17 protein-coding genes are annotated in these 24,863 nt (G+C 48.6%); 5 read left to right on the top strand and 12 right to left on the bottom strand.

The window, feature by feature from the left end; all coding sequences use genetic code 11:
• Positions 1-228: 228 nt before the first annotated feature.
• The 7 genes from DXA87_RS15235 to DXA87_RS15205 form a co-directional block, all read right to left on the bottom strand.
• A complete protein-coding gene (locus DXA87_RS15235) occupies positions 229-1,773 on the bottom strand; it encodes a HAMP domain-containing sensor histidine kinase (protein ID WP_117505213.1) in 1,545 nt (514 codons plus the stop codon).
• A complete protein-coding gene (locus tag DXA87_RS15230; RefSeq protein WP_021905844.1) occupies positions 1,770-2,450 on the bottom strand; it encodes a response regulator transcription factor in 681 nt (226 codons plus the stop codon). Before DXA87_RS15230 ends, DXA87_RS15235 begins: the two co-directional genes overlap by 4 nt.
• 223 nt (positions 2,451-2,673) lie before the next feature.
• The gene (locus tag DXA87_RS15225) at positions 2,674-4,089 is read right to left on the bottom strand and encodes a transglutaminase domain-containing protein (RefSeq protein ID WP_117505211.1); all 1,416 of its coding nucleotides are present in this window, start codon (positions 4,087-4,089) and stop codon (positions 2,674-2,676) included.
• A 93-nt stretch (positions 4,090-4,182) separates the two neighbouring features.
• A complete protein-coding gene (gene aspS / locus DXA87_RS15220; RefSeq protein ID WP_117505209.1) occupies positions 4,183-5,979 on the bottom strand; it encodes an aspartate--tRNA ligase in 1,797 nt (598 codons plus the stop codon).
• A 146-nt stretch (positions 5,980-6,125) separates the two neighbouring features.
• Positions 6,126-7,391, bottom strand: a complete 1,266-nt coding sequence (gene hisS, locus DXA87_RS15215) for a histidine--tRNA ligase (RefSeq protein ID WP_015552566.1) — start codon at positions 7,389-7,391, stop codon at positions 6,126-6,128.
• A gap of 396 nt (positions 7,392-7,787) precedes the next feature.
• Positions 7,788-9,080, bottom strand: a complete 1,293-nt coding sequence (locus DXA87_RS15210) for a Na+/H+ antiporter NhaC family protein (protein ID WP_242998118.1) — start codon at positions 9,078-9,080, stop codon at positions 7,788-7,790.
• Between the two features lie 132 nt (positions 9,081-9,212).
• A complete protein-coding gene (locus DXA87_RS15205) occupies positions 9,213-10,388 on the bottom strand; it encodes a M20 family metallopeptidase (RefSeq protein ID WP_117471266.1) in 1,176 nt (391 codons plus the stop codon).
• A 357-nt stretch (positions 10,389-10,745) separates the two neighbouring features.
• On the opposite strand from DXA87_RS15205, the gene DXA87_RS15200 reads away from it, so the two are divergent.
• The 3 genes from DXA87_RS15200 to hemZ all read left to right on the top strand — a co-directional run bounded on the left by DXA87_RS15200 (position 10,746) and on the right by hemZ (position 15,332).
• On the top strand, positions 10,746-13,031 hold the full coding sequence (locus DXA87_RS15200; RefSeq protein WP_117505207.1) for a bifunctional (p)ppGpp synthetase/guanosine-3',5'-bis(diphosphate) 3'-pyrophosphohydrolase: 2,286 nt from the start codon (positions 10,746-10,748) through the stop codon (positions 13,029-13,031).
• Between the two features lie 202 nt (positions 13,032-13,233).
• Entirely contained in the window at positions 13,234-13,878 is a 645-nt protein-coding gene (locus tag DXA87_RS15195; protein WP_117505204.1) for an MBL fold metallo-hydrolase, read from the top strand.
• A complete protein-coding gene (gene hemZ, locus DXA87_RS15190; protein ID WP_117505202.1) occupies positions 13,875-15,332 on the top strand; it encodes a coproporphyrinogen dehydrogenase HemZ in 1,458 nt (485 codons plus the stop codon). The genes DXA87_RS15195 and hemZ overlap by 4 nt, the downstream gene beginning before the upstream one ends.
• Positions 15,333-15,642: 310 nt before the next feature.
• Here the strand turns inward: hemZ and DXA87_RS15185 are convergent, their stop codons facing one another.
• The 5 genes from DXA87_RS15185 to glgB all read right to left on the bottom strand — a co-directional run bounded on the left by DXA87_RS15185 (position 15,643) and on the right by glgB (position 22,208).
• Positions 15,643-16,959 carry an MATE family efflux transporter gene (locus DXA87_RS15185; RefSeq protein WP_117505200.1) on the bottom strand — a complete coding sequence of 439 codons (1,317 nt, stop codon included), beginning with the start codon at positions 16,957-16,959 and terminating at the stop codon, positions 15,643-15,645.
• A gap of 237 nt (positions 16,960-17,196) precedes the next feature.
• Positions 17,197-17,682: a DUF340 domain-containing protein gene (locus DXA87_RS15180; protein ID WP_117505197.1), complete on the bottom strand. Its 486-nt coding sequence runs from the start codon at positions 17,680-17,682 to the stop codon at positions 17,197-17,199.
• An 11-nt stretch (positions 17,683-17,693) separates the two neighbouring features.
• A complete protein-coding gene (locus DXA87_RS15175; protein ID WP_117471261.1) occupies positions 17,694-18,530 on the bottom strand; it encodes a DUF3100 domain-containing protein in 837 nt (278 codons plus the stop codon).
• A 385-nt stretch (positions 18,531-18,915) separates the two neighbouring features.
• Positions 18,916-19,728, bottom strand: a complete 813-nt coding sequence (locus DXA87_RS15170; RefSeq protein ID WP_117471260.1) for a mechanosensitive ion channel family protein — start codon at positions 19,726-19,728, stop codon at positions 18,916-18,918.
• A gap of 83 nt (positions 19,729-19,811) precedes the next feature.
• Entirely contained in the window at positions 19,812-22,208 is a 2,397-nt protein-coding gene (glgB, locus tag DXA87_RS15165; RefSeq protein ID WP_117471259.1) for a 1,4-alpha-glucan branching protein GlgB, read from the bottom strand.
• 467 nt (positions 22,209-22,675) lie between these two features.
• Here glgB and lepB point away from each other — a divergent pair, with 467 nt between their 5' ends.
• Entirely contained in the window at positions 22,676-23,311 is a 636-nt protein-coding gene (gene lepB, locus DXA87_RS15160; RefSeq protein ID WP_242990687.1) for a signal peptidase I, read from the top strand.
• A 46-nt stretch (positions 23,312-23,357) separates the two neighbouring features.
• Positions 23,358-24,677, top strand: coding sequence for an aspartate kinase (locus tag DXA87_RS15155; RefSeq protein WP_015552554.1), 1,320 nt, complete (start codon positions 23,358-23,360; stop codon positions 24,675-24,677).
• The last annotated feature ends 186 nt before the right edge of the window (positions 24,678-24,863 follow it).

Genomic DNA, 24,863 nt, shown 5'->3' with positions numbered 1-24,863 from the left:
GTATTATAATATCAAATCCCCGGACAAAAGTCAACTGTTTTTTACATTTTTTTCATTTCTTTTTACATGTTTTGCGATATCATTACAAGTCCAGCCCAAGAATGCTATATATTGTATATTATATATTCAATTGATACAATATGATGTATCATCCTGATCGCCAAGAGCAAATACAGGAGCAGCCAAAAGCTGCTCCTGCCAGATTCCATATGGGTTCCTACCATAATATTATGAATTGCTCCCATCCAGCGTAAACCAGAACTCCACGCCATTCTCCCAGTTCTTCACGCCATACTGCTGGTTGTGGGCATCCATGATCGCTTTTACAATGGAAAGACCAATTCCGGTTCCGCCGTAGGCACGGGTTCTCGCCTTATCTACCTTATAGAACTTCGTCCAGAGATTCGGGATCGCATCCTCAGGGATCGGGGTTCCGGTATTAAAGACAGATACACGGACGATGTTGTTTTCCGGAAGCATTTTGATAATGATCTTTTTCTCTCCATCGATATGGTGGATTGCATTGCTCAGGTAGTTTGTGACTACCTGCTCGATTTTAAATTCATCCGCCCATACATAAACCGGCGTCTGAGCATCAAAATCCACCTGAATCTCATTCTGTTCGAGCAGGATCTTCGACGCGTTCACAACGCCGCGAACCAGTTCCGTTAAATTGAAACGGTCCATCACCGGCTTATCGTTTCCGCTCTCCAGAGAAGACAATGTCAGAAGCTGCTTGACCATCTTGTTCATCTTGTTGGCCTCATCAACAATAACATCACAATAGTAGTCGCGGCTTTCCTTCTCCTCGCCCATCCCTTCCTGAAGACCTTCCGCATATCCCTGAATCAGGGCGATCGGTGTCTTTAGCTCATGGGAGACATTTGCGATAAAATCCTTACGCATCTCGTCGATCTTTGTCTTCTCTTCGATGTCCTTCGTGAGCTGGTTATTTGCCGACTTTAGCTCCGAGATCGTTTCCTCCAGGCGCTCCGACAGTGTGTTCATACTGTTTCCTAAAACCTGTATCTCTTCCATATCATGTTTTCCAGACTCATATTTCGCATTAAAATCGAGATCCGACATGCGCTCTGAGAGGTTCGACAGCTTATAGATCGGCATTGTGATCTGTTTTGCCACCAGATATATGACCAGAGCACCGATCAATACAGCGATCATTCCCACATAGAGCAGAAACTGATTCGCGAGGCGGACACTCTCGCCGATACTTGACAGCGGTGCGCTCATGATAAAGGCAGTGCTGTTGTCGGAGAAGAATCCCCAGCTCTCCAGGTACATGCTCTCCCGCTGAGGATCGTATGTCTTCTGGATCTTATACTGGTCATTTTCCTCCAGAATCGTGTACTTGGCCTTTGTCCAGCCGAAAATATAGCGGTCAATGCGGTCTTTTAAAAACTTCGTATCACGGGATGTTGAATAGACCGTCGCATCCTCCGTGCTGTTGTCGATGATCAGGACAGAAACATTGGCGCTGTCGCTGAAATTCCGGATCAGGCGCTGCAAATTTCCTTCCGTGATATTTCCGTCAGCATCCCTTTCTCTCCTCATGGCGTCTTCGATGGAAATCCCGTTTTCCTTGTTCTCCTCGATCCGGGAATCGATGGCCTCGTAGGCGCCATTTAACGCCTGTACCTTCTTTGTTACATAGAAATCTTCCAGATACCACTTATTGACGCCCCAGATCACTGCGAGAATCACAGCAATCAGACCAATAAACGTGACCGTCAGTCTGGATCGTATCGATTTCATCATCCATCCACCTCGAGTTTATATCCCATGCCCCAGATGGTTTTAATATTGTCACCTTTCGGGCCAAGTTTGCTTCTCAGCTTCTTTACGTGGGTGTCTATAGTCCTCGCATCTCCGAAATAGTCGTAATTCCAGACATTATTCAGAATCTTTTCTCTTGAGAGGGCGATTCCTTTGTTTTCCATAAAATAGGTAAGAAGTTCAAATTCCTTGTTGCTGAGATCCACCGGCTTCCCATCCACAGTCACCTCGTGGGCATCCTTATCCACGCGGATTCCATCTGCCTCCAGAATCTCTCCCGTTGATGTACCGCTGCCACGGCGCAGGATCGCCTCAATTCTCGCCACAAGGATCTTCGGGCTGAACGGTTTTGTGATATACTCGTCAACGCCGAGTTCGAATCCAAGAAGCTCATCCCGCTCCTCGCTTCTCGCCGTCAGCATGATGATCGGAACCTGAGAGTAGCGTCGAATCGTCTTGCACGTCTCCCAACCGTCCATCTTCGGCATCATGACGTCTAAGATCACAAGACTGATATCTTTCTCCTTAAAGAAAATATCAATAGCCTGCTCGCCATCTCCCGCCTCTAAAACGCGGTATCCTTTAATCGTTAAAAAGTCTTTGACGAGCTTTCTCATTCTCTCCTCGTCGTCGACCATAAGTATTTTTACTGCATCCATTGTCTGTACCTCCATATATTTTACCTGATGCACTCCGATAAGAACAGAAGCGTATTCCAACACACTTGAGATATTAACCAGTCGATTCGGTGCTACCGGCATCATACATGTGTGCATAAAAATCCCACTTATCATCAGCTATATTTTAGCAGATAATAAGTGGGATTTCTATAAGTTCACGAACATTTCACAAAGGCAGTTTCATGAAGGCGGGAGAACTGTATTATTCTCCTTTTGAAGCCGTCACTCTGTCTCTAGGATTGAGTGCTACTCTGAAGATTATATAATCTTTTCCGTCTTTGTCTTTCCATGTTGTCACAAATATAGATGTTCCATCTGTTCCCTTATTTTTCTGATAATCAATTACACAATTGGAATAATTTCCTATGTAATAGCCATTAATCGTTTTACCGATTATTTCATGTTCTATAACTTCATCAAGTTTTCCTGTAAAACCATTATACGAAAATCTCTGTTTATTGAATTCCTGAAAATTTCTTCCCCCTGTATATATAACAGCAGTAATAGGCTGACTCGATTTTACATTTGTATTCACCTGTTCATTGATGTATTGTAACAGCGATGGAATCAGCTTTTCATCATCTGCTTGGAATACCGCGCCGCTTTCAAAGCTTTTCTTAGCTCTCTCCATATTTTTTTCATTACTTGTTTTTATTTCTTCTATTCGTTTAGATTCCTTATTTTCCCTTTTCTGCACCTTTTCCTCTATAGATTTATCACCTTCTGGTATATCTTTATAATAGTAAGCTGACGACGTATCCTTATTTTTATAATATTTTTTTGTTGCATCCACTGCATACCATTTCCCATCTAATTTAACAATATTGAATGCATGCTCAATTTCAAATACATATTTTACATCAAGTCCACAAGCTTTTCCTAATGACATAAACGCATTTGCGAAACCTCCACAGACACATCGTCTATCTATAAACGCACCATAAGATGACTGATTATACGGTTCTTGCGCATCATATGTCACATTGTCAACAAGCCAATCGTAAATCTTTCGTGCCTTTTGATCCTCCGTCATTGAATTATTAATATTTTTACTTTTCCATTCTGAAATAAAAGCATTTACGCGTTCCTTTTGCTTAGCTCCCAACCAATAATTGTCAGTTCCGGTTTCATAATATCTTTTGTATTCCAAAATATGTTCAGCTGTAACAGAGTTCTCTTTCGGATACATAATACTTCCAATCGCCATGTTACTATAGCCTAAATTATCCAGACTAAATTCTATTCCGTTATATGTTTTAGGTTCCAGTGTCCCTGTTCCATCCACAGTATAAGTCGTATCCCCGGAATTTACATTCATCGTAACAACTTTTCCATCCTGTGTTCGTGCACCATTGGCATCCACCGTCTTCTTATCTGGTGTCTCCGTAGACACATACAGCCAGCCACTCTGGTCAAAGCAGTAATTCTCCGCAATTCCGTCCCCGTCTCCATCGATCCAGCGCCATCCATTTGTTGCGTAGGTGCCATTGTCCTCGTCATACCACCATTTACCGGCATTTGCTCCAGTTCCCTGTTTCCACTGTCCGGCATATGAGGAAAATGCCAGTCCCAGGCTCAGCAGTGTGGTCACTGCTGTTATTTTCAATACCTTTTTCATATTTCTCTCCCTTTGTTTCCAATATAGCAAATGGAAGCGTCCGCGCAGTTTTTCTGCACAGCGCTTCCATTATTCAGCGTCTCTTTATTATCTTTATTCTTCGTCCTTCTTCTCAACGATCGCGATATCGAGATCCTCAAGCTGCTTCGGATCTACCGGTGCCGGAGCTTCCATCATAAGACAGGACGCGTCTTTTACCTTCGGGAAGGCGATTACGTCACGGATGCTGTCTGCACCTACCATAAGCATAACGACACGGTCGAGGCCGTATGCGAGACCAGCGTGCGGCGGTACTCCGTACTTGAATGCGTCAAGCAGGAAGCCGAACTGCTCTCTTGCTCTCTCTTTTGTGAAGCCAAGAACTTCGAACATCTTCTCCTGGATATCATCCTGATGGATACGGACGGATCCGCCGCCGAGCTCCGTACCATTTAATACGATATCGTAGGCTTTCGCGCGGACTGCACCCGGATCAGTGTCGATAAGTGGAAGGTCTTCCTCCATCGGCATTGTGAATGGGTGGTGCATAGCGACGTAACGTCCCTCCTCCTCGGAGTACTCTAAGAGCGGGAACTCTGTTACCCAGAGGAACTTGAAATCGTCTTTCTTTAAGAGGTCTAACTGTCTTGCGATTTCAAGACGGAGATTTCCTAATACATCGAATACAACCTTGTTCTTATCTGCGGCAAAGAAGAGAAGGTCCCCCGGCTTACCGTCCATCGCTTTTACAAGAGCATCCAGTTCTTCCTGCTTCATGAACTTTCCGAAGGAGCACTTATAGGAACCGTCCTCATGGATCGCAAGATATGCAAGCCCCTTTGCACCGAATCCCTTTGCGTACTCAACGAGAGCGTCGATCTTCTTTCTCGGCATGCCGGCCTGTCCGTCTGCGTTGATACCACGGACAGATCCGCCATTCTCAAGAGCGCTCTTGAATACAACGAACTCGCAGTCTTTTACAACATCAGATACGTTCTTTAATTCCATGCCAAAACGCATATCCGGCTTATCGGAACCGAAACGGTCCATCGCCTCGCGCCATGTCATGCGGAGGATCGGAGTCTGGACATCAAAGTTGCAGATCTCCTTGAAAAGTTTCTTTAAGAGTCTCTCGTTGACCTCGAGAACATCCTCAACATCCACGAAGGATAACTCCATATCGATCTGTGTGAACTCCGGCTGACGGTCCGCACGGAGGTCCTCGTCACGGTAGCATCTTGCGAGCTGGAAGTAGCGGTCCATACCGGAACACATCAGCAGCTGTTTTAATAACTGCGGAGACTGCGGAAGAGCATAGAACTCGCCCGGATGCACACGGCTCGGTACAAGGTAGTCTCTTGCGCCTTCCGGTGTACTCTTGATAAGAGTCGGGGTCTCGATCTCGAGGAAACCTTCGTCCGCTAAGAACTGGCGGACCATCGTAGCCACACGGCTTCTTGTCATGATGTTTCTCTGGAGATCCGGACGACGGAGGTCAAGATAACGGTATTTTAAGCGGAGATCTTCCTTCGTCTTGCTGTTCTCCTCGATCGGGAACGGCGGTACCTCGGACTCAGAGAGGATTCTTAAAGATTTCGCTCTCATCTCGATCGTACCTGTCTTTAAGTTCGGGTTTGCTGCGCCGGAACGCTTTTCGATCGTGCCGACAACCGCCACTGTGAACTCACTTCTTAATTTTTCAGCTTTTGCGAAGCTCTCAGCGCCGCAGTCGCTCTCCTCAAAGATGATCTGGATGATTCCGGAACGGTCACGAAGGTCGGTGAAGATAATACCGCCTTTGTTTCTGCTCTTCTGGACCCATCCCATAAGTGTCATTTCCTGGCCTACGTTTGCCTCTGTGACTTCAGCACAGCGGCAGGAACGCTTTAAGCCTGCCATTGATTCTGCCATGATTTTCCTCCTGATACAGCTGGAATATTTAAAAACATACCCGCTGAATGTTATTGTAATTTCAAGTCGAACATCCGTGAGATTACTCACCACTTAAAAGAGGTGGGAGTCTTCTCGACTGAGATAAAACTGTCCTTTTCCCGGTCTTAGTGCTTTAAGTCCTCTTTATAGAATTCCTTAAACTCACTGTAGCCTTCTTTTCCAAGCTGTTCCTTCTGGAACTTCTTATTTTTGTTCATCTGGGCTACAAGGACGATCTTTCCCTCCTTGCGGGCAGTCATCGCCTCTTTCATAATGGAAGCAAGTTTCTCGGAGCTCATTCCCTTTTCGAAGAGCCACGCTTCCTTCTCATTTCCGCCCGGAACTGTAAATCCGTTGTCTAAAAGGATCGTAACGATTCTCTCAAAGCCGATGGAGAAACCACAGGCCGGTGTATCCATTCCTGTGAACTTTCCGATCATCTTGTCATATCTTCCGCCGCCCGCTACGGAGCCGCCGAATCCTTCCATTGATACTTCAAAGATGGTTCCGGTGTAGTAGCCCATTCCACGGACTAAGGTCGGGTCAAACGCAAGTTTGAAGCTTCCGTCAGAAACATCGCCGACTGTCTCCATGATCTGCGCAAGATTCTCAGCTGCACCGTCCTCCAACACACCCGCAAGGATCTCTCCCATACGGCGGACACCTGAGGCATCGTTTGTTGCCTGTCCCATAAGCTCTAAGTATTTATCGGCCGTCTCCTCGGAGTAGCCGTTTTCCATAAGCTCTGCCTTTACACCATCCGTACCGATCTTGTCCATTTTATCGACGGTGATGAATACCTTATCGATATCTTCCTCCGGGAATCCGCTGTATACGGCCATCGCACGGAGAAGCTTTCTGTCGTTGACGCGGACCTCGAAGCTGTTGTCCGGGCAGATCTTCTTTAACGCGGTCGTTGTCGCGAGGATCAGCTCGATCTCAGCCTGGTTCGTCGCATCACCGAGAATATCGATATCGCACTGGACGAACTGTCTGAAACGGCCTTTCTGCGGACGGTCTGCACGCCATACGCTGCCGACCTGAAGTGCCTTAAACGGAGACGGAAGGTTTGCGGAGTTGTTGGAGTAATATCTGGATAACGGAAGTGTCAGATCATAGCGGAGTCCGCCGTCTGCCAGATCGTTCTCCGTCTCTGCTGTCTCGATATTTAATTTCTCGCCGCGCTTTAAGATCTTAAAGATCAGCTTCTCATTGTCGCCGCCCTGTTTGCTCAGGAGGTTCTCAATGTGCTCCACGCACGGAGTCTCGATCGCGGAAAATCCGAAGCCGCGGTAAGTCTCTTTGATCTGGTTCAGCACATAATCCCGGATCTGCATCTCTGCCGGGAGAATATCTTTCATGCCGGTGACCGGCTTTTTCTTTAATGCCATAAAGCTACCTCTGTTTCTCTCTTTATCGCGCAATTTCACGCCTACGTTCACCATAATACGCTGATTGCCTTAGGTTTTCAAGGGTTTTTTCTTTCCTTAATAAAAGTATTATATTTTTCGGACATGGATAAGTCAACTTATTTTGTGAGTTTTTCCCATCCCTCAGCGAAAAGATCGTTACTGTACACGGGTAGGAATTTTCTGAACTGAAAATTCCGTACAGTACAGTGGTGGTAGTGGATTTTGCCGATTTGGAATGCGAAGCATCGGCAAAATCAGTTACTGTTTGCGCAAGGCGTGAACAGTAACAAAAAGAGCGGCGTGATCAGCCGCCTGCACAGAAAAAGGACCTCCGCCAGGAAACGGAAGTCCTTTTTCCTTATATTATACGTCTTCCTACAGTCCGGTCCAGCCGATGCTCTGTAAGATCGTTAAAGATGCGAATGAGAGGATCACCTGACATCCGAGGAGCGGCATGAGCCACTTTGCGTATTTTGTCCAGTCTGTCTTTGCGATCGCGAGGGAACCCATCAGAGTACCTGCTGTCGGGAAGAGGCAGTTGGAGAAGCCGTCACCGAACTGGAATGCCTGTACAGCAACCTGTCTTGTAATGCCTGCAAGGTCAGCAACCGGAACCATAAGCGGCATAACTGCTGCAGCCTGTCCGGAACCGGACGGAATGAAAAGGTTGATAAACAGGTTTGCAACGAACATGAAGTTCGCTCCGAGGATGGAACCCATTCCGGACATCGGAATGGACAGCCAGTAAACGATCGTATTTAAGATGTTTCCGCTTGCAAGGATCACAGAAATACCATTTGCGAAGCCGACAATGAACGCGGCGTTTACCATCTTGGAACAGCCACCGATAAATACCTTCGTTGTTCCGTTGATACCCATACCATTGAGAAGGCCAACAACAACCGCAAGTGTAAAGAATGTAGCTGCGATCTGATCATAGCTCCATTTATATTTTACAGAGCCAACCAGGATTGCCGCAACCGCTACGACAAGACCGATCAGGCTGATCAGGTGCTTCGTTGTTAAATGTGCTTCGATCGCCTTCGCGCCATCTTTTCCTGCGCCCATGCTGTCAGATGCACTCATGCCAGCTTCATAGTTTAAGCTCTTCTTCGGATCCGCCTTGATGGTTTTCATGTAACGGATCGTAAAGAAATAGCAGATCGCGAAGTTGATGATGTTTAATACGACGCGGACACCGAAACCGGAGAAGATCGGGAGCTCCGCGATCGGCTGTGCAGTACCGATAGTGGAGGCGTTCGCCCAGCCTACATTGAATCCGGAGTAAGCACCCATGTATACAAGCAGGAAGCCTGTGAAGGAATCATACCCTAAGTTTGTTGCAAGGATGATTCCGATCGGGATCAGAGCAACGACAGGATTGGCGAAAACGCCTGCTGCGCCGCCGATGGACATGAATGCCATTACTAAGAATACAAGTATGTTTACATTTAAGTTCTGCTTGGAAGCAAGTTTTCCGAAGGCAGCGTGGATCGCTCCTGTCTTTTCAAGGATCTCAACGGCACCGCCGACAAACATGATCATGACCATTAACTTTGCGGCTTTGTAGAATCCCTGTACGACTGCCATGATAGTTGCCCACGGACCGACCGGGGAAGCTTCTACAGTGTGATAGGTACCTGCGATAACCTTGTTTAAGTTGCCCACTTTCTCTGTATCGAATTCACCTGCCGGAACGATCTAGGTCAGGATGGCGCAGACGATCATGAGCATGAATAACAGTGCACATGTGCTTGGGATCTGCAGCTTTTTCTTGTTGTTTTCCATAAGTATTCTCCTTTATCTTAAGAAATCTCTCGCGTACTGAATGATGACGGATGCGCCTGTGCGGATACACTTCTCATCGAATACGTTTTTAGAGTTATGAAGTCCGTGTCTGGAATTCGGATCCTCGTTGTTTCCGGATCCTAAGCGGAACTGCGCGCCCGGTCCGAACTTCGGGAAGAGAACAGAAAAGTCCTCGGAACCCATTGACGGATTCTTCACGTAGGAAACATGGTCAGCACCGATGGTCTTTGCAGCGGCCTCAGCAACTGCCTCGATGATGGAATCGTCATTTACGAGCGGCGGAACTCCGATTTCCCATTCAACCTCCGCAGTTCCTCTCATGGACTCGGCGCAGCCTTTTACGACGCGGTCGATGGCAGCCATCATTTTTTTGCGGCAGTCCGGATCAAGGCTTCTCAGTGTTCCATGCATCTCCACATAATCCGGGATGATATTGTTTACGGTTCCGCCGTGGATGCTGCCGATGGTAAGAACGCCCGGATATACCGGATAGTTTTCACGGGAGATCACGGTCTGAAGCTGTGTGATCACATAACCGGAGATTACGACCGGATCGATGCAGTTTTCCGGATGAGCGCCATGTCCGCCCTTTCCTTTGATCTTGATATTAAAGAAATCATTGGACGCGTTTGCCGGTCCCTTTTTTAATCCGATGCTTCCGGCATCGATCTCCGGTGATACGTGGAGACCGATAAATGCGTCCGGTTTCGCAACCTGCGTGAAATTGCAGTCGACAAGCTCTCCGGCTCCCATATGCTCTTCTGCCGGCTGGAAGATCAGCATGACCGTTCCGGCAAGCTCCTCACGGATCTCTGATAATACCTTCGCGCAGTAGAGAAGCACGGTTGTGTGGATATCATGTCCGCAGGAATGGCAGGCACCATCATTCTCGGAGGCGAACGGAAGTCCTGTGAGTTCCTTCATCGGAAGTGCGTCGATATCCTCGCGGATCGCAACGGTTTTTCCCGGTTTTCCGCCGCGGATAACGGCAACAACGCCGGTCTTCATCCCGATCTCAGCGATCTCCACACCGTATTCCGTCAGTTTTTCGCGGATGAACTCCGTTGTCTTATATTCCTTGTTGCTAAGCTCCGGATGTCTATGAATATGCCTGCGAATGGCAATCATTTCATCTTCATACTTTGCTGTGAGACTCATTGTGTCCATAATAGAGTACTCCTTTCCAATTTGTTTATAAAATTTTAATATTTCTATTATAATACGTTCTTCTTTGAAGTTCAATCACTTTAACACGGTAACATTATAACAAAAAGATATGCCTGTCATAAACATTTTATATCCCGGATCAGGAACGCCCCTGTATAAGAGTCCCCGGATCAGGGAATCCTTCCGGAAAGCAGCGGTCTAAAACCACAACAAAACGATTGCAATTTATGCCAAAAAAATTTATAATGGTTGATATATTTCAGGAGTGTCTGCTTTTGTCGAAAATACCGGGAAAACGACGGATTTCTGCGGCGGGCATGACCGGATGGTACGCTAAAAGTGAAGGTGGGAGATATTATGGAAGAAAACAAACTGAAAACGATCGAAGGCGATCTGGAAGCGCCTGCTGATTTCACAAGTCCTGATGTTCTTTACCGGGATCTTGTTGCCAGCATCAGAAAGTACCATCCGTCCGATGATCTGAGCATGATCGAGAAGGCATATCAGCTTGCGGATAATGCCCATAAAGACCAGAAGCGAAAATCCGGGGAACCGTACATTATCCATCCGCTCTGTGTGGCGATCATCCTCGCGGATCTCGAGATGGATAAAGAGACGATTGCAGCCGGACTTCTCCATGACGTGGTGGAAGATACCGTGTATACAGAGGAACAGCTCGCCGAGTTGTTCGGAAAAGAGGTCGCCCTCTTAGTCGACGGCGTTACAAAACTGACCCAGTTATCCTGGTCGGCAGATAAGGTGGAAATGCAGGCGGAGAACTTAAGAAAAATGTTTCTCGCCATGGCAAAAGATATCCGTGTCATTATCATCAAGCTTGCGGACCGTCTCCACAATATGCGGACGCTTCAGTACATGCGCCCTGAAAAACAGAAGGAGAAGGCGAGGGAGACCATCGAGATCTACTCTCCTCTCGCTGACAGGCTCGGTATTTCCAAGATCAAGATCGAACTGGACGATCTTGCGTTAAGATATCTGGAACCTAATGTATACAAAGAACTGGAAGAAAAGATCGCCCTGACAAGCGAAGCGCGCCAGAAATTCATTGATGACATTATCTCTGAGATCAAGACCCACATGGAGAATGCGGAGATCAGGTGCGAGGTCAACGGACGCGTCAAGCACTTCTTCAGTATTTATAAAAAGATGTTAAACCAGCACAAGACGCTGGACCAGATCTACGATATCTTCGCGGTCCGCATCATCGTGGACTCTGTAAAAGACTGTTACGCGGCTCTGGGTGTGATCCACGAGATGTACAAACCGATCCCCGGCCGTTTTAAAGATTATATCGCGATGCCGAAGCCGAATATGTATCAGTCCTTACATACGACACTGATCGGCACAAACGGCCAGCCCTTTGAGATCCAGATCCGTACCTTTGAGATGCACCGTACAGCAGAATATGGTATCGCCGCCCACTGGAAATATAAAGAGAGTGGCAGCGGACAGGTTGCTGCCGGTGATGAGGCGAAGAAGTTAAGCTGGCTGCGCCAGATCCTTGAGTGGCAGCAGGATATGTCCGACAACAAGGAATTCTTAAATGCCATCAAGAGCGACCTCGATATGTTCTCCGACAGCGTGTACTGTTTTACACCGACCGGAGACGTAAAGGCACTGCCAAGCGGCTCCACGCCGATCGACTTCGCTTACTCAATCCACACGGCTGTCGGAAACAAGATGGTGGGCGCGAGGGTCAACGGAAAGCTCGTAAATATTGACTATGTGATCCAGAACGGTGACCGGATCGAGATCATGACATCCCAGAATTCCAAGGGACCAAGCCGTGACTGGTTAAATATCATCAAGAGCAGCCAGGCGAGAAACAAGATCAACGCCTGGTTCAAGCAGGAGCGGAAGGCTGACAATATCTTAAAAGGCCGCGAAATGATCGACCGCTACTGTAAGGCAAAGGGGATCAACTTCTCCGATATCAATAAGCCGGAGTTTGTGGATAAAGTATTAAAGCGCTACGCCTTCCAGGACTGGGATTCCGTTCTGGCATCCGTCGGACACGGCGGATTAAAAGAGGGGCAGGTCATCAACAAGATGATCGAGGAGCGCACAAAGAAGCTGAAACGCGAAGTGACCGACGCAACGATCCTTGATGCCATCGGTGACAACAACAAACCTGCTGTGGTTCCGATCAAGGGCGGCAAATCAAAGAGCGGCATTATCGTAAAAGGAATCCATGACCTTGCGGTTCGTTTTTCCAAGTGCTGCAGCCCTGTTCCGGGCGACGAGATCGTTGGTTTCGTGACGAGAGGCCGCGGAATTACAATCCACAGAACGGACTGTATCAACGTCTTAAATCTCCCGGAGATCGAGAGAAGCCGCCTGATCGACGCGGAGTGGCAGGGCGTTGAGGAGGACAACAGTGCCGCAACCTACTCCACAGAGATCTCGATCTTCGCGAACAACCGGATCGGAATGTTCGTGGATATCTCCAAGATCTTTACAGAGCGCGAAATCGACATCAAAACGATGAACTCCCGTGTGAATAAGCAGGGCAAGGCGACGATCACCATGAGCTTCGATATCCATGGAATCGAAGAATTAAACAACCTGATGGCAAAGCTGCGCCAGATCGACGGCGTGCTGGATATTGAGAGAACCACGGGCTGATAACTACAATTTCAAATGAATGTCTGCCGCCGGCTGTTCTGAAACAGAACAGGTCGAATGCAGTCGGAAAAAGGTCTGCCGGAGGTGTTACGGACGGTAGACCTTTTTATACATGGATTTTAAAGAAACATTTCCGTTACTGTACACGGCACAGGGCCGGAGTCCCTGCTTTGTGCCAGGAAAAATGGAGGAAAAGTAAGATATGAGCGAAATTCGCATTAAGACTCTGGTAGTCGGTATGGTCGGAACGAACTGCTACCTGGTCTATGATCATGAGACAAAAAAAGCTGCCGTCGTGGACCCGGGCGACAGCGCCGACAAGATCGTCAATATGGCAGTATCTCTGGGTTTAAAGCCGGAGGCGATCCTTCTGACCCACGGTCACTTCGACCACATGATGGCCGCAAAGGAATTGAAAGAAGCATGGCATGTGCCGATCTACGCCTGTGAAAAGGAGATCGAGGTGCTTTCAGACAGCAGAAAAAGCCTTGTATCCAGCTACTACAGGGAACCGTATACGCTGACACCGGATATTACGGTGAAAGAAGGCGACGAGCTTTCCATCGCCGGATTTACATGGAAAGTATTTGAAACACCGGGACACACCATCGGTTCCTGCTGTTACTATATTGAAAAAGAAGAGGTTCTCTTCTCCGGTGATACCCTGTTTGCAGGCTCCTACGGCCGCACGGATTTCCCGACGGGAAGCGGACGCCAGATCGCGGAGTCTGTAAGACGCCTGCTCTCCACACTGCCGGATGACACCATGGTCTATCCGGGTCATATGGACACGACTACCATCGGTTTTGAAAAGAAGTATAATCCTCTTTCGGGGGCAATGAGATGATTGGAATTTTATTGAATGATACTGCTTATGAGCAGGATATCCGGGAGCTTTTGATGGCGTTTTATCCGGGTGAGACTTTTGTCCATGAGAAACAGGACGATGCGGATTTTTACGTGGAGGGAACCTGCTCACAAAATGCGGATGAGACGAAATTTGGCTTGAAGATCACGGATCCGACAGGCACTGTCTCAGATGAGACCGTATTTCCGATCGACTACGATGTGCGGTTAAACGCAAAGACAACAATCAAGAAAGAGCTTTACGGCATGTTAAAAAAGCGGACGGGAAAAGAACTCCCCTGGGGGACCCTGACCGGTATCCGCCCGACAAAGATCGCCATGACAAGACTTGATCAGGGTGAGGATGAGGAAAGCATCCGTTCCTTCATGCGGGACATGTACCTGACAAGTGAAGAAAAGATCGACTTAAGTGTCGAGGTCGCGAAGCGGGAGCGGGAGCTCTTAAGCCATATCGACTATGAAAACGGATACAGCCTCTATGTGGGAATTCCGTTCTGCCCGACCACCTGCCTCTACTGTTCCTTCACCTCCTACCCGATCGGAGCGTGGGAGAAGAAGGTTCATCTCTATTTGAAGGCGCTGTTTAAAGAGCTGGATTATGTGGCGGAGAAGATGAAAGGCCGCACACTGGATACGATCTACTTCGGCGGCGGAACTCCGACGTCCTTAAAGGCAGAGGAGCTGGACGCTCTACTCACAAAGATCGAGAATACCTTTGACCTCTCAAAGGTGCAGGAATTCACTGTGGAAGCCGGACGCCCGGACAGCATCACCGAAGACAAGTTCAAAGTTCTCCGTGCCCACAATATCTCCAGGATCTCCATCAATCCGCAGACGATGAAGCAGGCAACTCTGGATCTGATCGGACGCCACCACACCGTGGATATGGTGAAGGAAAAATTCCGCATAGCAAGAGATCTTGGCTTTGACAATATCAATATGGACCTCATCATCGGACTTCCGGAGGAAGATATCGATGACGTCCGCAGCACCATGGAGCAGGTCAGAGAGCTTGCCCCGGACAGCGTGACGGTCCACTCTCTCGCCATCAAGCGTGCGGCGAGACTCAATATCTTCAAGGAGCGCTACGCGAACTTAAAGATTCAGAACACTCAGGAGATGATCGATCTCACCGCGAAGTACGCCCGCGAGATGGGTCTTGAGCCGTATTACCTGTACCGTCAGAAAAATATGGCCGGAAATTTCGAGAATGTCGGCTATGCGGCACCCGGAAAAGCATGTATTTACAATATCCTCATTATGGAAGAAAAGCAGACCATCGTGGCCTGCGGTGCCGGAACCACCACGAAAGTCACGTTCCCGGCGGAAAACCGTCTGGAACGCGCGGAGAATGTGAAGGATGTAGCTTCCTATATCGAGAGGATCGATGAGATGATCGAGAGGAAAGAGAAGCTGTTGAGTAAGTTAGTCTAAATATGTCTGCTGCGCTGACCGCAGGATAGCGCAGATCAAACGCCAGATCTGGGCACGCGGCAACAAAATACGCTGTACATGGGGTTCATTCTCCTGTACAGCGTATTTTTTAGATTCAACATTTTTTTATTCTTATTTTGCAAAAGTTCTTTCTTTGTAACTTTTCTTGTAACTGTTCAGTAGGTCTGCGCACTTGCTGCGCTGACCGTAAGAAAACATAGGCTGGAAGGCAAAAATCCCATCAGCGAAGCTGATCTGGAATGGATTTTTGCACGTAACTATGAAGGTACTGAATAGTTACCTTTTCTTTTTACCAGGTCTTCCTCATGTATAAAAGTCCTGTGAGATCTGCCAGTATCCAGCCGATCGGGATCGCCATCCAGATTCCTGTCTCACCGAGGAATGTGGCAGAGAGCACGTAGGCAAGTAACACACGGATTCCGAGGGAGATCACTGTAAGCACCACAGACATCTCCGCCCTCTTGATCGCCCTGTAATATCCGTAAAGCAGGAACAGGCAGCCGATTCCAAAATAGAACGCGCCCTCGATCCTGAGATAACGGACGCCGGAGGTAATGACCGCCGTCTCTGCAGAGCTCACGAAGATCTGCATGAGCGGTGCCGCGAAGGCAAAGACCAGCGCTGAGATCACAAGGCTGAACGCCGTGCTGATGGCAAAGGATTCCTTTGTGCCGCGGCGGATCCGTTCTTTATTTCCCGCGCCGTAGTTCTGGGCAACGAAGGTCGAATAGGCATTTCCAAAGTCCTGAACCGGCAGATACGCGAAGGTGTCGATCTTTACTGCCGCCGCGAAGGCCGCCATCGTAGTGGCGCCAAAGCTGTTTACAAGCCCCTGTACCATGAGGATTCCGAAGTTCATAACCGACTGCTGCAGGCAGGTCAGGGAGGAAAGTCCTGCGATCTCCTTTAAGATTCCTCCGTCAAAGCGAAGATCCTTTCTCTCCGGAAGAAGGCTTCTGCATCGGAAAAGAACATAGAGCAGGATACCGATCCCGGATACATACTGGGCAAAGATCGTCGCATAGGCCGCACCGGCGATTCCCCAATGGAAGACCGCCACAAATAAAAGATCCCACGCGATGTTTAAGATCGCGGATACCGCAAGAAACACCAGCGGAACCGTTGAGTTTCCCAGTGCCCTTAACAGGCAGGAGAAGAAATTATAGAGGGACGTGGCGAGCAGACCTGCGAAAATGATCAGCAGATACTCCCTCATACCGCCCCAGACCTCCTCAGGAACCCGTAAGAAGTTTAAGATCGGATCAATGAAAATATAGGCAACCACATTCAAAACAAGCGTTACAGCGAGGATCAGGCCGCAGGCGTGGGCGATGGAGGACTTCAGTGCCCTCTCATCGCCCTTTCCCCGGTAGATGGAAAACAGCGCGCCGGAGCCCATACTGAGTCCCAGAAAGATCGAGGTCAGGAATGTCATCAGCGTGTAGGAGGATCCCACCGCCGCCAGAGCATTTTTTCCAAGGACACGGCCAACGATCAAAGTGTCCGCGATGTTGTAAAACTGCTGCAAAATATTTCCTGCCATCATGGGTAGGGCAAATAAAAGAAGGGAGCGTGAGATGCTCCCTTTTGTAAGATCATGGTACATGGAAACTTCACTCCGTTATCGTTATGATTGGACGTCCGCGGCTCTGTTTCATGCGGCGGCACCAGCATTGTAATGATAACATGAGGGCACTGTATTTTCAACCACGATGTTTTGCATTCCAGATCGGCAAAATCCACTGCCACCACTGTATTGTACGGAATTTCCACTTATGAAAAAAACTGCAGGCGTTGTATGGTTTCAATTCCTGCAGGTTTCTCTATTTTTCATATCTGATCATCAGATCACGCCTGTCATTTTTAAGATGATCTGGGCAATGATCGTAGAACCGAGAAATGTTCCTGCGAACGTGAAGATCGCTACGACTACGATCGCAAAGCCCTGTTTCTTAAATGTATCCACATCTTTTCCGATGGAGATTCCGGCATATGCAAGGATCGGAGTGCAGAGCGGAAGAAGTCCGATCTTTCCAATCTGTTCGATCGCATAATCTGCGATCGGGCTGACACCCGGGATCGTGATCAGGATCGCGATAAATGAGATATAGGCGATTGCCGGGAGATTCTTCGGCGAAACCTTATTGATCAGCTCATAAATGATACAGCCCACCAGCGTGCATACAAGAAGAAGCACGAGCCCGGGCACTGCCTCAAGCGGGGTTACCGGGTTTCCAGCCTTTGATGTACTGATAAAATTGCCGATGGATGCGAAGATGCATACAAGGACAAGACATTTGATTCTTTTAAACCATACTGCTGCGTCCATATGGATCCCTCCTATTCTTCCCCGGCGGCTTTGACTTTCACCTTAGCGCCGATCGGGAGTCCGTCTTTATAATGCCTGTTGTTCTTTGTGAACAGCTTGTACATGAATTCACACATCGGAAGTGCGATAAAAATACTCATATAAAGGCCATCCACACTGCTCAGCATATTTGAGGTCGCCGCGTAGGCAGTGATCTCCGCTTCCATATCCGGATATGCCTCAACGACTGCCGCAAGGCTGGCAGAAAGCATGGATGCGGAACCTGTTCCGCACGCCATTCCGAGCGCATACGGGTGGAAGATATTTAAGGAGCAGAGCAGGGAGACGAAGATACCATTGAACATGGTTCCGAATACAGTACCTGTGATATATCCACCCATAACACCGATTCCTTCATCCGAATCAAGACCATATTTATCAGCAACGACCGCAAGGGAGCTCTCTCTTGAAATAGAGAAGGAGGTTCCGATTGCCGCGCGTCCCATATGGAACACAAATATGGCGATCGGGAGCGCTAAAACTGCGGTTCCCAGATTTCCGAATTCCTGAAGGATCAGCGCCGGTCCGGCTTTGACAACCGCGCCGAGATTCGGTCCGATCGTGGATGCGATCTTTGCTGTCAGCATCATAACGCTGATTCCGATATAGGGTGATGCTTCTGTCATCATCTTCTGTGGAATTAATTTTACGATTCCAAGGATCGCTCCAAGGATCAGTACATACAGCATCGGAAACAGTGAGAAGGACAAAGGCCCGAAACTGAATTTTTTGGTGCCGATAAATTCGGCAATTACGGTGAGTACGAAAGCAAGCGCATGGATACGCCAGTCAGCCATATGCTCTTTCATATTCGATCCCTCCTTTTGTTGTTTTTCGCCTCCGCATGTTTCCCTTTTGCTGAAATCATAGATCTTTCGGCATCTTTGCACAGAAAGACCCGTCTCTTTTCCGCAAACATTTGTCCGCAACGCAGAAACAAGTTAACATTGATTCTATCAGATTTTCACAAAAATGCAAGCGTTTTTTGTTGCATTATGCGAAAAAGCTTTGCTGCTTTATTGTTTTACCACAGTGTGCAAACAAGAATCATTCATTTTGAATTGTGGAATATATTCTATATAATGAAAAATATGCTTTCTTCCTGTGCAACAGAAAAAGAGAGTCCACAGTTTTCTCCTGTTGAACTCTCTTCCCCGGGTAACCTGCATTTTCCGATACTCTGCCCGGTTCACGCTATGGTTCCTTTGTCATCATTACATTCATATACTGGTACGGGATCTCAATCCCCTCTTTGTCAAATGTTAACTTGATCGCCTCTGTGATGGACCACTTCGCTGTCCAGTAATCCTCACAGGTCGTCCAGCCTCTGGCGCTTAAAACAACACTGCTGTCTCCCAGCGCATCCACAACGACCTGAACCGGCTGATCCTTCATGATCCCCGGGTTCTCCTCGAAGATCTTTTTCAGGACGTTTTTCGCCTTTAAAAGATCGGAGGAATATCCGATCCCCACATTGATGATCAGGCGGCGTTTTCCGGTCCTTGTAAGGTTTGTGAGCGGCGCGCTGGACACGGAGCTGTTCGGGATCGTGATGACCCGGTTATCCGTCGTCAGGAGCGTCGTGTATACAAGGCCGATGGACTCAACGGTTCCTTCACCGGAGCTGGTGCTGATATAATCGCCCACCTTAAACGGTTTCAGGAGCAGGATCAGGGTTCCGCCCGCAAAGTTCGAGAGCGTATTCTGCATCGCAAGGCTGAATGCCAGAGTAACGGTACCGATGACCGCCACGAAGGAAGTCGTCTTGATTCCCAGCTGGTCCGCCGCCATGAATACCATAACGCCGAAGAGAACTGCATGAAGCAGCATGTCCAGAAACTTTTTTAACGTGATCTCCACCCCGGCGCGGTCCATGATCTGACCGGCTGCCCTGCGGGCGATCCTGATGATCCGCAGTCCCACAAATACGATGACCGCCGCCCAGAAGACTCTGGTTCCGTATTTGACGAGCGCCGCGGTGAGAATATCCAATGTATGTTCTTTCATGTCATTTCACCTGTTGCTTTCCGGATATTTCTGTCCTGTATTTAATTTCTGCGCTGACTGCCCAAATCAGTCCGGCACAAATTTCAGTGTCGGCTCTCTCGCGCCGTCTTTATGATCTGTCCAACTTTCTCAGAGATCACATCCAGCGGACTCGTTGCTGTCTTAACAGCCGGCTGTCTTAACGGGCGCTTTCTCTTCTCCACCGTTTTCTTTTTCTCCGGCTCCGTCTCTTCTTCATATGGGGTACAGGAGAATATCGCCACAGACATCGGGGCAAGGTTGATGGCAATGGAGTTCTTTCTCGTATCCCACTCCTCTTTCTTCGACATCTTGACTCTCGGGTTCGTCATTCCGCTGCCGCCAAACTGCTTCGCATCACTGTTCAGGATCTCCTTGTATTTTCCCGCAAACGGAACACCGAGGCGGAACTTCTCATGCTCCACCGGAGCGAAGTTGCAGACAAAGAGCAGGGTCTCTTCCGGCTTCTCCGTTTTTCTCTCAAATATAACGATATTTTCGTCGTTATACGTGCAGTTGATCCACTCAAAGCCCTCCGGCTCATAGTCCATTCTGTAGAGTGCCGGCTGTGTGCGGTATAAATGGTTCAGTGCTTTCACATAATCCTTCATCTGGCTGTGGATATCATATTTCAAGAGCCCCCACTCCAGACTCGTTTTTTCGTTCCACTCGTCCATCTGTCCGAAATCCTGTCCCATAAACAGAAGTTTCTTTCCCGGATGCCCCATCATAAAGCCGTAGGCGGTCCTGAGGTTCGCAAACTTCTTCTCCTGGGTATCCCCCGGCATCTTACCTGCCAGGGAACCTTTTCCGTGGACCACCTCGTCATGGGAAAATACCAGGACGAACTTCTCGCTGTAGGCATAGAGCATGCTGAAGGTCAGCTCCCCGTAGTGATCATGGCGGAAATATGGATCGCACTGCATGTAATCCAGGAAATCGTTCATCCAGCCCATGTTCCACTTGAAGTCGAATCCAAGTCCGCCATCGTTCTCATCACCGGAGACCTTCGGCCAGGCCGTGGACTCTTCAGCGATCAGGACAGAACCTTTTGTGTCCCTCGCGTAGATGGAATTTAAATGCTTTAAGAATTCCACCGCCTCCAGATTCTCATTTCCGCCATAAATGTTTGCGACCCACTCCCCGGCGTTCTTTCCATAGTCCAGATACAGCATGGATGCCACTGCGTCCATCCGAATTCCGTCTGCATGGAACTCCTTCGCCCAGTATAAGGCATTGGAGATCAGGAAGTTTGATACCTGTGGACGTCCGTAATTGTAGATCAGCGTTCCCCAGTGGGGATGGGATCCCTGGCGCGGATCCTGGTGCTCGTAGAGGCATGTCCCGTCAAAGGCTGCAAGGCCGTGGGCATCCCGCGGAAAATGGGCAGGAACCCAGTCCAGGATCACACCGATCCCTTCGTTATGCATATGGTCCATAAACGCCTTGAAATCGTCCGGTGTTCCGAAACGGCTCGTCGGCGCATAGTATCCGGTGACCTGATATCCCCAGGACTCATCCAATGGATGTTCCATCACAGGAAGCAGCTCCACATGGGTGTATCCCATCTCTTTCACATAGGCTGCCAGCTTCTCCGCGATCTCCCGGTAGTTGTAGAACTGGCTGCCGTTGATGTCCTCACCGTTCTCATTCTGTGCTACCGTTTTCTGCATCCAGGAACCAAGATGGACCTCATAGATGGACATCGGGGAATCCTTTAGGCGGTCTTTCGCCGCGGCCCGCTCTTTGATCCACTCATCATCGTTCCATTTGTAACCGGACATATCCCATACAACAGATGCCGTATTCGGGCGGAGCTCCGCATAGTTTCCGTACGGATCCGCCTTCAGCATCGGAAGTCCCGCTTTTGTCTTGATCTCATATTTGTAGATCGCGCCGGGCTTCAGGTTCGGGATAAAGATCTCGTAGATCCCCGACGGACCTCGCTTTTTCATCTGGTGGCGTCTTCCGTCCCAGAAGTTGAAATCGCCCACAACGCTGACGCGCATCGCATCCGGCGCCCACACCGCAAAGTGAACGCCCTCGATCCCGGCTTCCACCGCCGGATGTGCCCCGAATTTCTCATAGGAATCATAATAGATCCCCGCACTGAATTTCCGCACCTCTTCCTCGGTAAAGGCGGTGTGGAACTGGTAGCTGTAAGGGTCGATGATCTCCTCGTTGTCCCCGTCCGTGTAGGTGATACAGAAATGATACGGAACCAGCTCTCTCCTGTCATCTAAAAGTACCGCAAAGAAGCCGTTCTCGTCCGCCATCTCCATCGGGAACTGTTCTTCGCCGATCTTTACGGACACCTTCTCCGCGTTCGGCAGAAAAGCCTGGATCAGAAGACCTTCCTTTATCACATGTTCCCCTAAAAGCCGTCCCGGATCGCTCGCCTCGGAATAGACAAGTTCCTCGATTCCGGCCCAATCCATCAGATCATATAAGATTTTTTCCATTCAGCACTCCCCCTGCTGCATCCGCATGCCTTTCTCTTGGCACGCTCCGCAAAAAATGATCAGATCCATCAGCGGATGATAATCGCCCGCAATTTTCTTAACAGTATTTTAACATTTTCGCTTTGGTGATACAAGTATTATCACAAAGTCTGGAACATAAATCTGTGAAAATGGTTGCTGTTCTCTCCTGCACAAACTATAACTGAAAATGTTCTCTGCACAGCAAGCATTTTCCGGATCGCAATTCCGTATTTCAGGCTGCTGCCTTCTCGTTATTCGTATTTCGTCTACGGATTTCGCTGGATTTCCTAATGGAAATAAAAAACTTCCTTACCTTTTTCGAAATTCCCTTGCGAAACTTGACAATTTATCATAAACTCTTTATTGTATGCATACGGGCAATCGTATTTACTCTTACAGTATATCCTTCCCGTAAATATTAGTCAAACGAGGTTATGATCATTTATATGGAAAATAACGAAAAAGAAAAGAAAGAAAAAACAGGCTGGGTCGCAGAGCTCATCAGCTGGGTGCAGGTTCTCGTATCTGCCGCTGTGATCGCCTTCGTGCTCACCACTTTCGTCATTGCAAACAGTGAAATCCCAACAGGTTCCATGGAAAACACTATCATGGCAGGAAGCCGTGTCATCGGCTCCAGACTCCATTACAAATTCTCTGAACCGGAACGCGGCGATGTAGCAATCTTCGTTTTTGGCTGGCAGTGCCCACAGTGCGGTGCGATCATAGAGGGCGATAAGCAGGATACCTGCCCGGCCTGCGGTTCCGAAGTCGGAAAGCGCGGCCACACGATCTACTATGTGAAGCGCGTGATCGGTATGCCTGGCGACGTGATCGATATCGTGGACGATCAGGTCTATTTAAACGGATCTGACACACCGCTCGACGAACCGTACATCGCAGAGCCGATGAACCAGCATGAAACTTACCATTTTGAAGTTCCGGAAAACTGCTACTTCATGATGGGCGACAACCGCAACTACTCCCTGGATGCCCGCTACTGGCAGAACCACTACATTTCCAGAGACAAGATGGTTGCCAAGGTATTCTTCGAATACTTCCCGACACCAAAGGTAATCCACTAAGGTGGAATCCGGCATATATCATTTACTTACACACAGGAGACAGATTATGAAGAAGGTTGTAAAATTTGGCGGCAGCTCCCTCGCAAGTGCCCGTCAGTTTAAAAAAGTAAAGGCAATCATCGAAGCCGACAAGACCCGTTGCTATGTTGTTCCGTCGGCACCGGGAAAAAGAGACAGCAAAGACACAAAAGTGACCGACATGTTATACCAGTGCTACGACGCTGTATGCGCAGGCGAAAGCTATAAGCGCATCCTTGACCAGATCAAGAAGCGCTACACCGATATCATCGACGGTCTTGATTTAAACTTAAACCTTGATTTCGAATTTGCGAAAATTGAGGAGAACTTCTTAAAGAAAGCCGGACGCGACTACGCGGCTTCCAGAGGAGAATACTTGAACGGCATCATCGCCGCAAATTACCTCGGTTTCACCTTCGTGGACGCAGCCGATGTGATCCGCTTCGACGCTGAGGGAAATTTCCTCTCCGAGGAGACAAACGAGGAGATGCGTGAGCATCTCGCTTCCTTAAAGCAGGCAGTCATTCCTGGCTTCTACGGTGCTAAGCCGGACGGAACGATCCACACCTTCTCCCGCGGTGGTTCCGATATCACAGGTTCCATCGTGGCACGTGCAGTCCAGGCGGACCTTTACGAGAACTGGACAGATGTTTCCGGTTTCCTCGTAGCAGATCCGAGAATTGTTGAGAATCCGGCTCCGATCGAGACCATCACCTACACCGAGCTCCGTGAGCTCTCCTACATGGGTGCAAGTGTCCTTCATGAGGACGCGATCTTCCCGGTAAGAAAAGCCGGAATCCCGATCAATATCCGCAACACGAACCGTCCGGAAGATCCGGGTACCATGATCGTCGAGAACACCAGCAAGCGTCCGCACTACACCATCACCGGTGTTGCCGGAAAGAAGGGCTTCTGCGCTATGAACATCGACAAGGCAATGATGAACTCCGAAGTTGGGTTTGGGAGAAAGGTTCTTGAGGTATTTGAAAAGAATGGCATCTCCTTCGAGCACATGCCGTCCGGCATCGACACCATGTCCGTTCTCGTTCACCAGGATGAGTTCCAGGAGAAAGAGCAGTCTGTTCTCTCCGGTATCCAACGCTCCGTTCATCCGGATGTTGTCACATTAGAGTCCGACCTCGCTGTGATCGCAGTCGTAGGCCGCGGCATGAAGGCAATGCGCGGAACTGCCGCAAGAATCTTTGCGGCCCTCGCACACGCTAAGATCAACGTAAAGATGATCGACCAAGGATCCAGTGAACTGAACATCATCATCGGCGTTACAAATGATGATTTTGAGCCGGCGATCCGGGCAATCTACGATATCTTCGTAAAAACTGAATTATAATCCATAAATGATTTTTCCCCCACATAGGCGGTTTGTTAATCACCTGTGCGGGGGCTTTTTTATTCAAGTCCCTTTGATCCTTTTTCATCTGCGCCTGTCTCTGTGCCTCCAGGCCTCTTCTGTTCCATTCAGCAATCCCATCTAAGCCTTATGAATATTACGGGTACTTTTACACCACTTGTCCGG

The organism is Desulfotomaculum sp. OF05-3, assembly GCF_003435535.1.
GTDB lineage: Bacteria > Bacillota > Clostridia > Lachnospirales > Lachnospiraceae > Pilosibacter > Pilosibacter fragilis.
The sequence above is the reverse complement of the archived record's forward strand: the minus strand, read 5'-3'. Positions and strand labels throughout refer to the sequence as shown.

Excerpts from the sequence above, each read along its gene's own strand:
- DXA87_RS15235 (WP_117505213.1), bottom strand. The coding sequence starts at position 1,773 with ATGATGAAATCGATACGATCCAGACTGACGGTCACGTTTATTGGTCTG.
- DXA87_RS15230 (WP_021905844.1), bottom strand. The coding sequence starts at position 2,450 with ATGGATGCAGTAAAAATACTTATGGTCGACGACGAGGAGAGAATGAGA.
- DXA87_RS15225 (WP_117505211.1), bottom strand. The coding sequence starts at position 4,089 with ATGAAAAAGGTATTGAAAATAACAGCAGTGACCACACTGCTGAGCCTG.
- aspS (WP_117505209.1), bottom strand. The coding sequence starts at position 5,979 with ATGGCAGAATCAATGGCAGGCTTAAAGCGTTCCTGCCGCTGTGCTGAA.
- hisS (WP_015552566.1), bottom strand. The coding sequence starts at position 7,391 with ATGGCATTAAAGAAAAAGCCGGTCACCGGCATGAAAGATATTCTCCCG.
- DXA87_RS15205 (WP_117471266.1), bottom strand. The coding sequence starts at position 10,388 with ATGGACACAATGAGTCTCACAGCAAAGTATGAAGATGAAATGATTGCC.
- DXA87_RS15200 (WP_117505207.1), top strand. The coding sequence starts at position 10,746 with ATGGAAGAAAACAAACTGAAAACGATCGAAGGCGATCTGGAAGCGCCT.
- DXA87_RS15195 (WP_117505204.1), top strand. The coding sequence starts at position 13,234 with ATGAGCGAAATTCGCATTAAGACTCTGGTAGTCGGTATGGTCGGAACG.
- hemZ (WP_117505202.1), top strand. The coding sequence starts at position 13,875 with ATGATTGGAATTTTATTGAATGATACTGCTTATGAGCAGGATATCCGG.
- DXA87_RS15185 (WP_117505200.1), bottom strand. The coding sequence starts at position 16,959 with ATGTACCATGATCTTACAAAAGGGAGCATCTCACGCTCCCTTCTTTTA.
- DXA87_RS15180 (WP_117505197.1), bottom strand. The coding sequence starts at position 17,682 with ATGGACGCAGCAGTATGGTTTAAAAGAATCAAATGTCTTGTCCTTGTA.
- DXA87_RS15175 (WP_117471261.1), bottom strand. The coding sequence starts at position 18,530 with ATGAAAGAGCATATGGCTGACTGGCGTATCCATGCGCTTGCTTTCGTA.
- DXA87_RS15170 (WP_117471260.1), bottom strand. The coding sequence starts at position 19,728 with ATGAAAGAACATACATTGGATATTCTCACCGCGGCGCTCGTCAAATAC.
- glgB (WP_117471259.1), bottom strand. The coding sequence starts at position 22,208 with ATGGAAAAAATCTTATATGATCTGATGGATTGGGCCGGAATCGAGGAA.
- lepB (WP_242990687.1), top strand. The coding sequence starts at position 22,676 with ATGGAAAATAACGAAAAAGAAAAGAAAGAAAAAACAGGCTGGGTCGCA.
- DXA87_RS15155 (WP_015552554.1), top strand. The coding sequence starts at position 23,358 with ATGAAGAAGGTTGTAAAATTTGGCGGCAGCTCCCTCGCAAGTGCCCGT.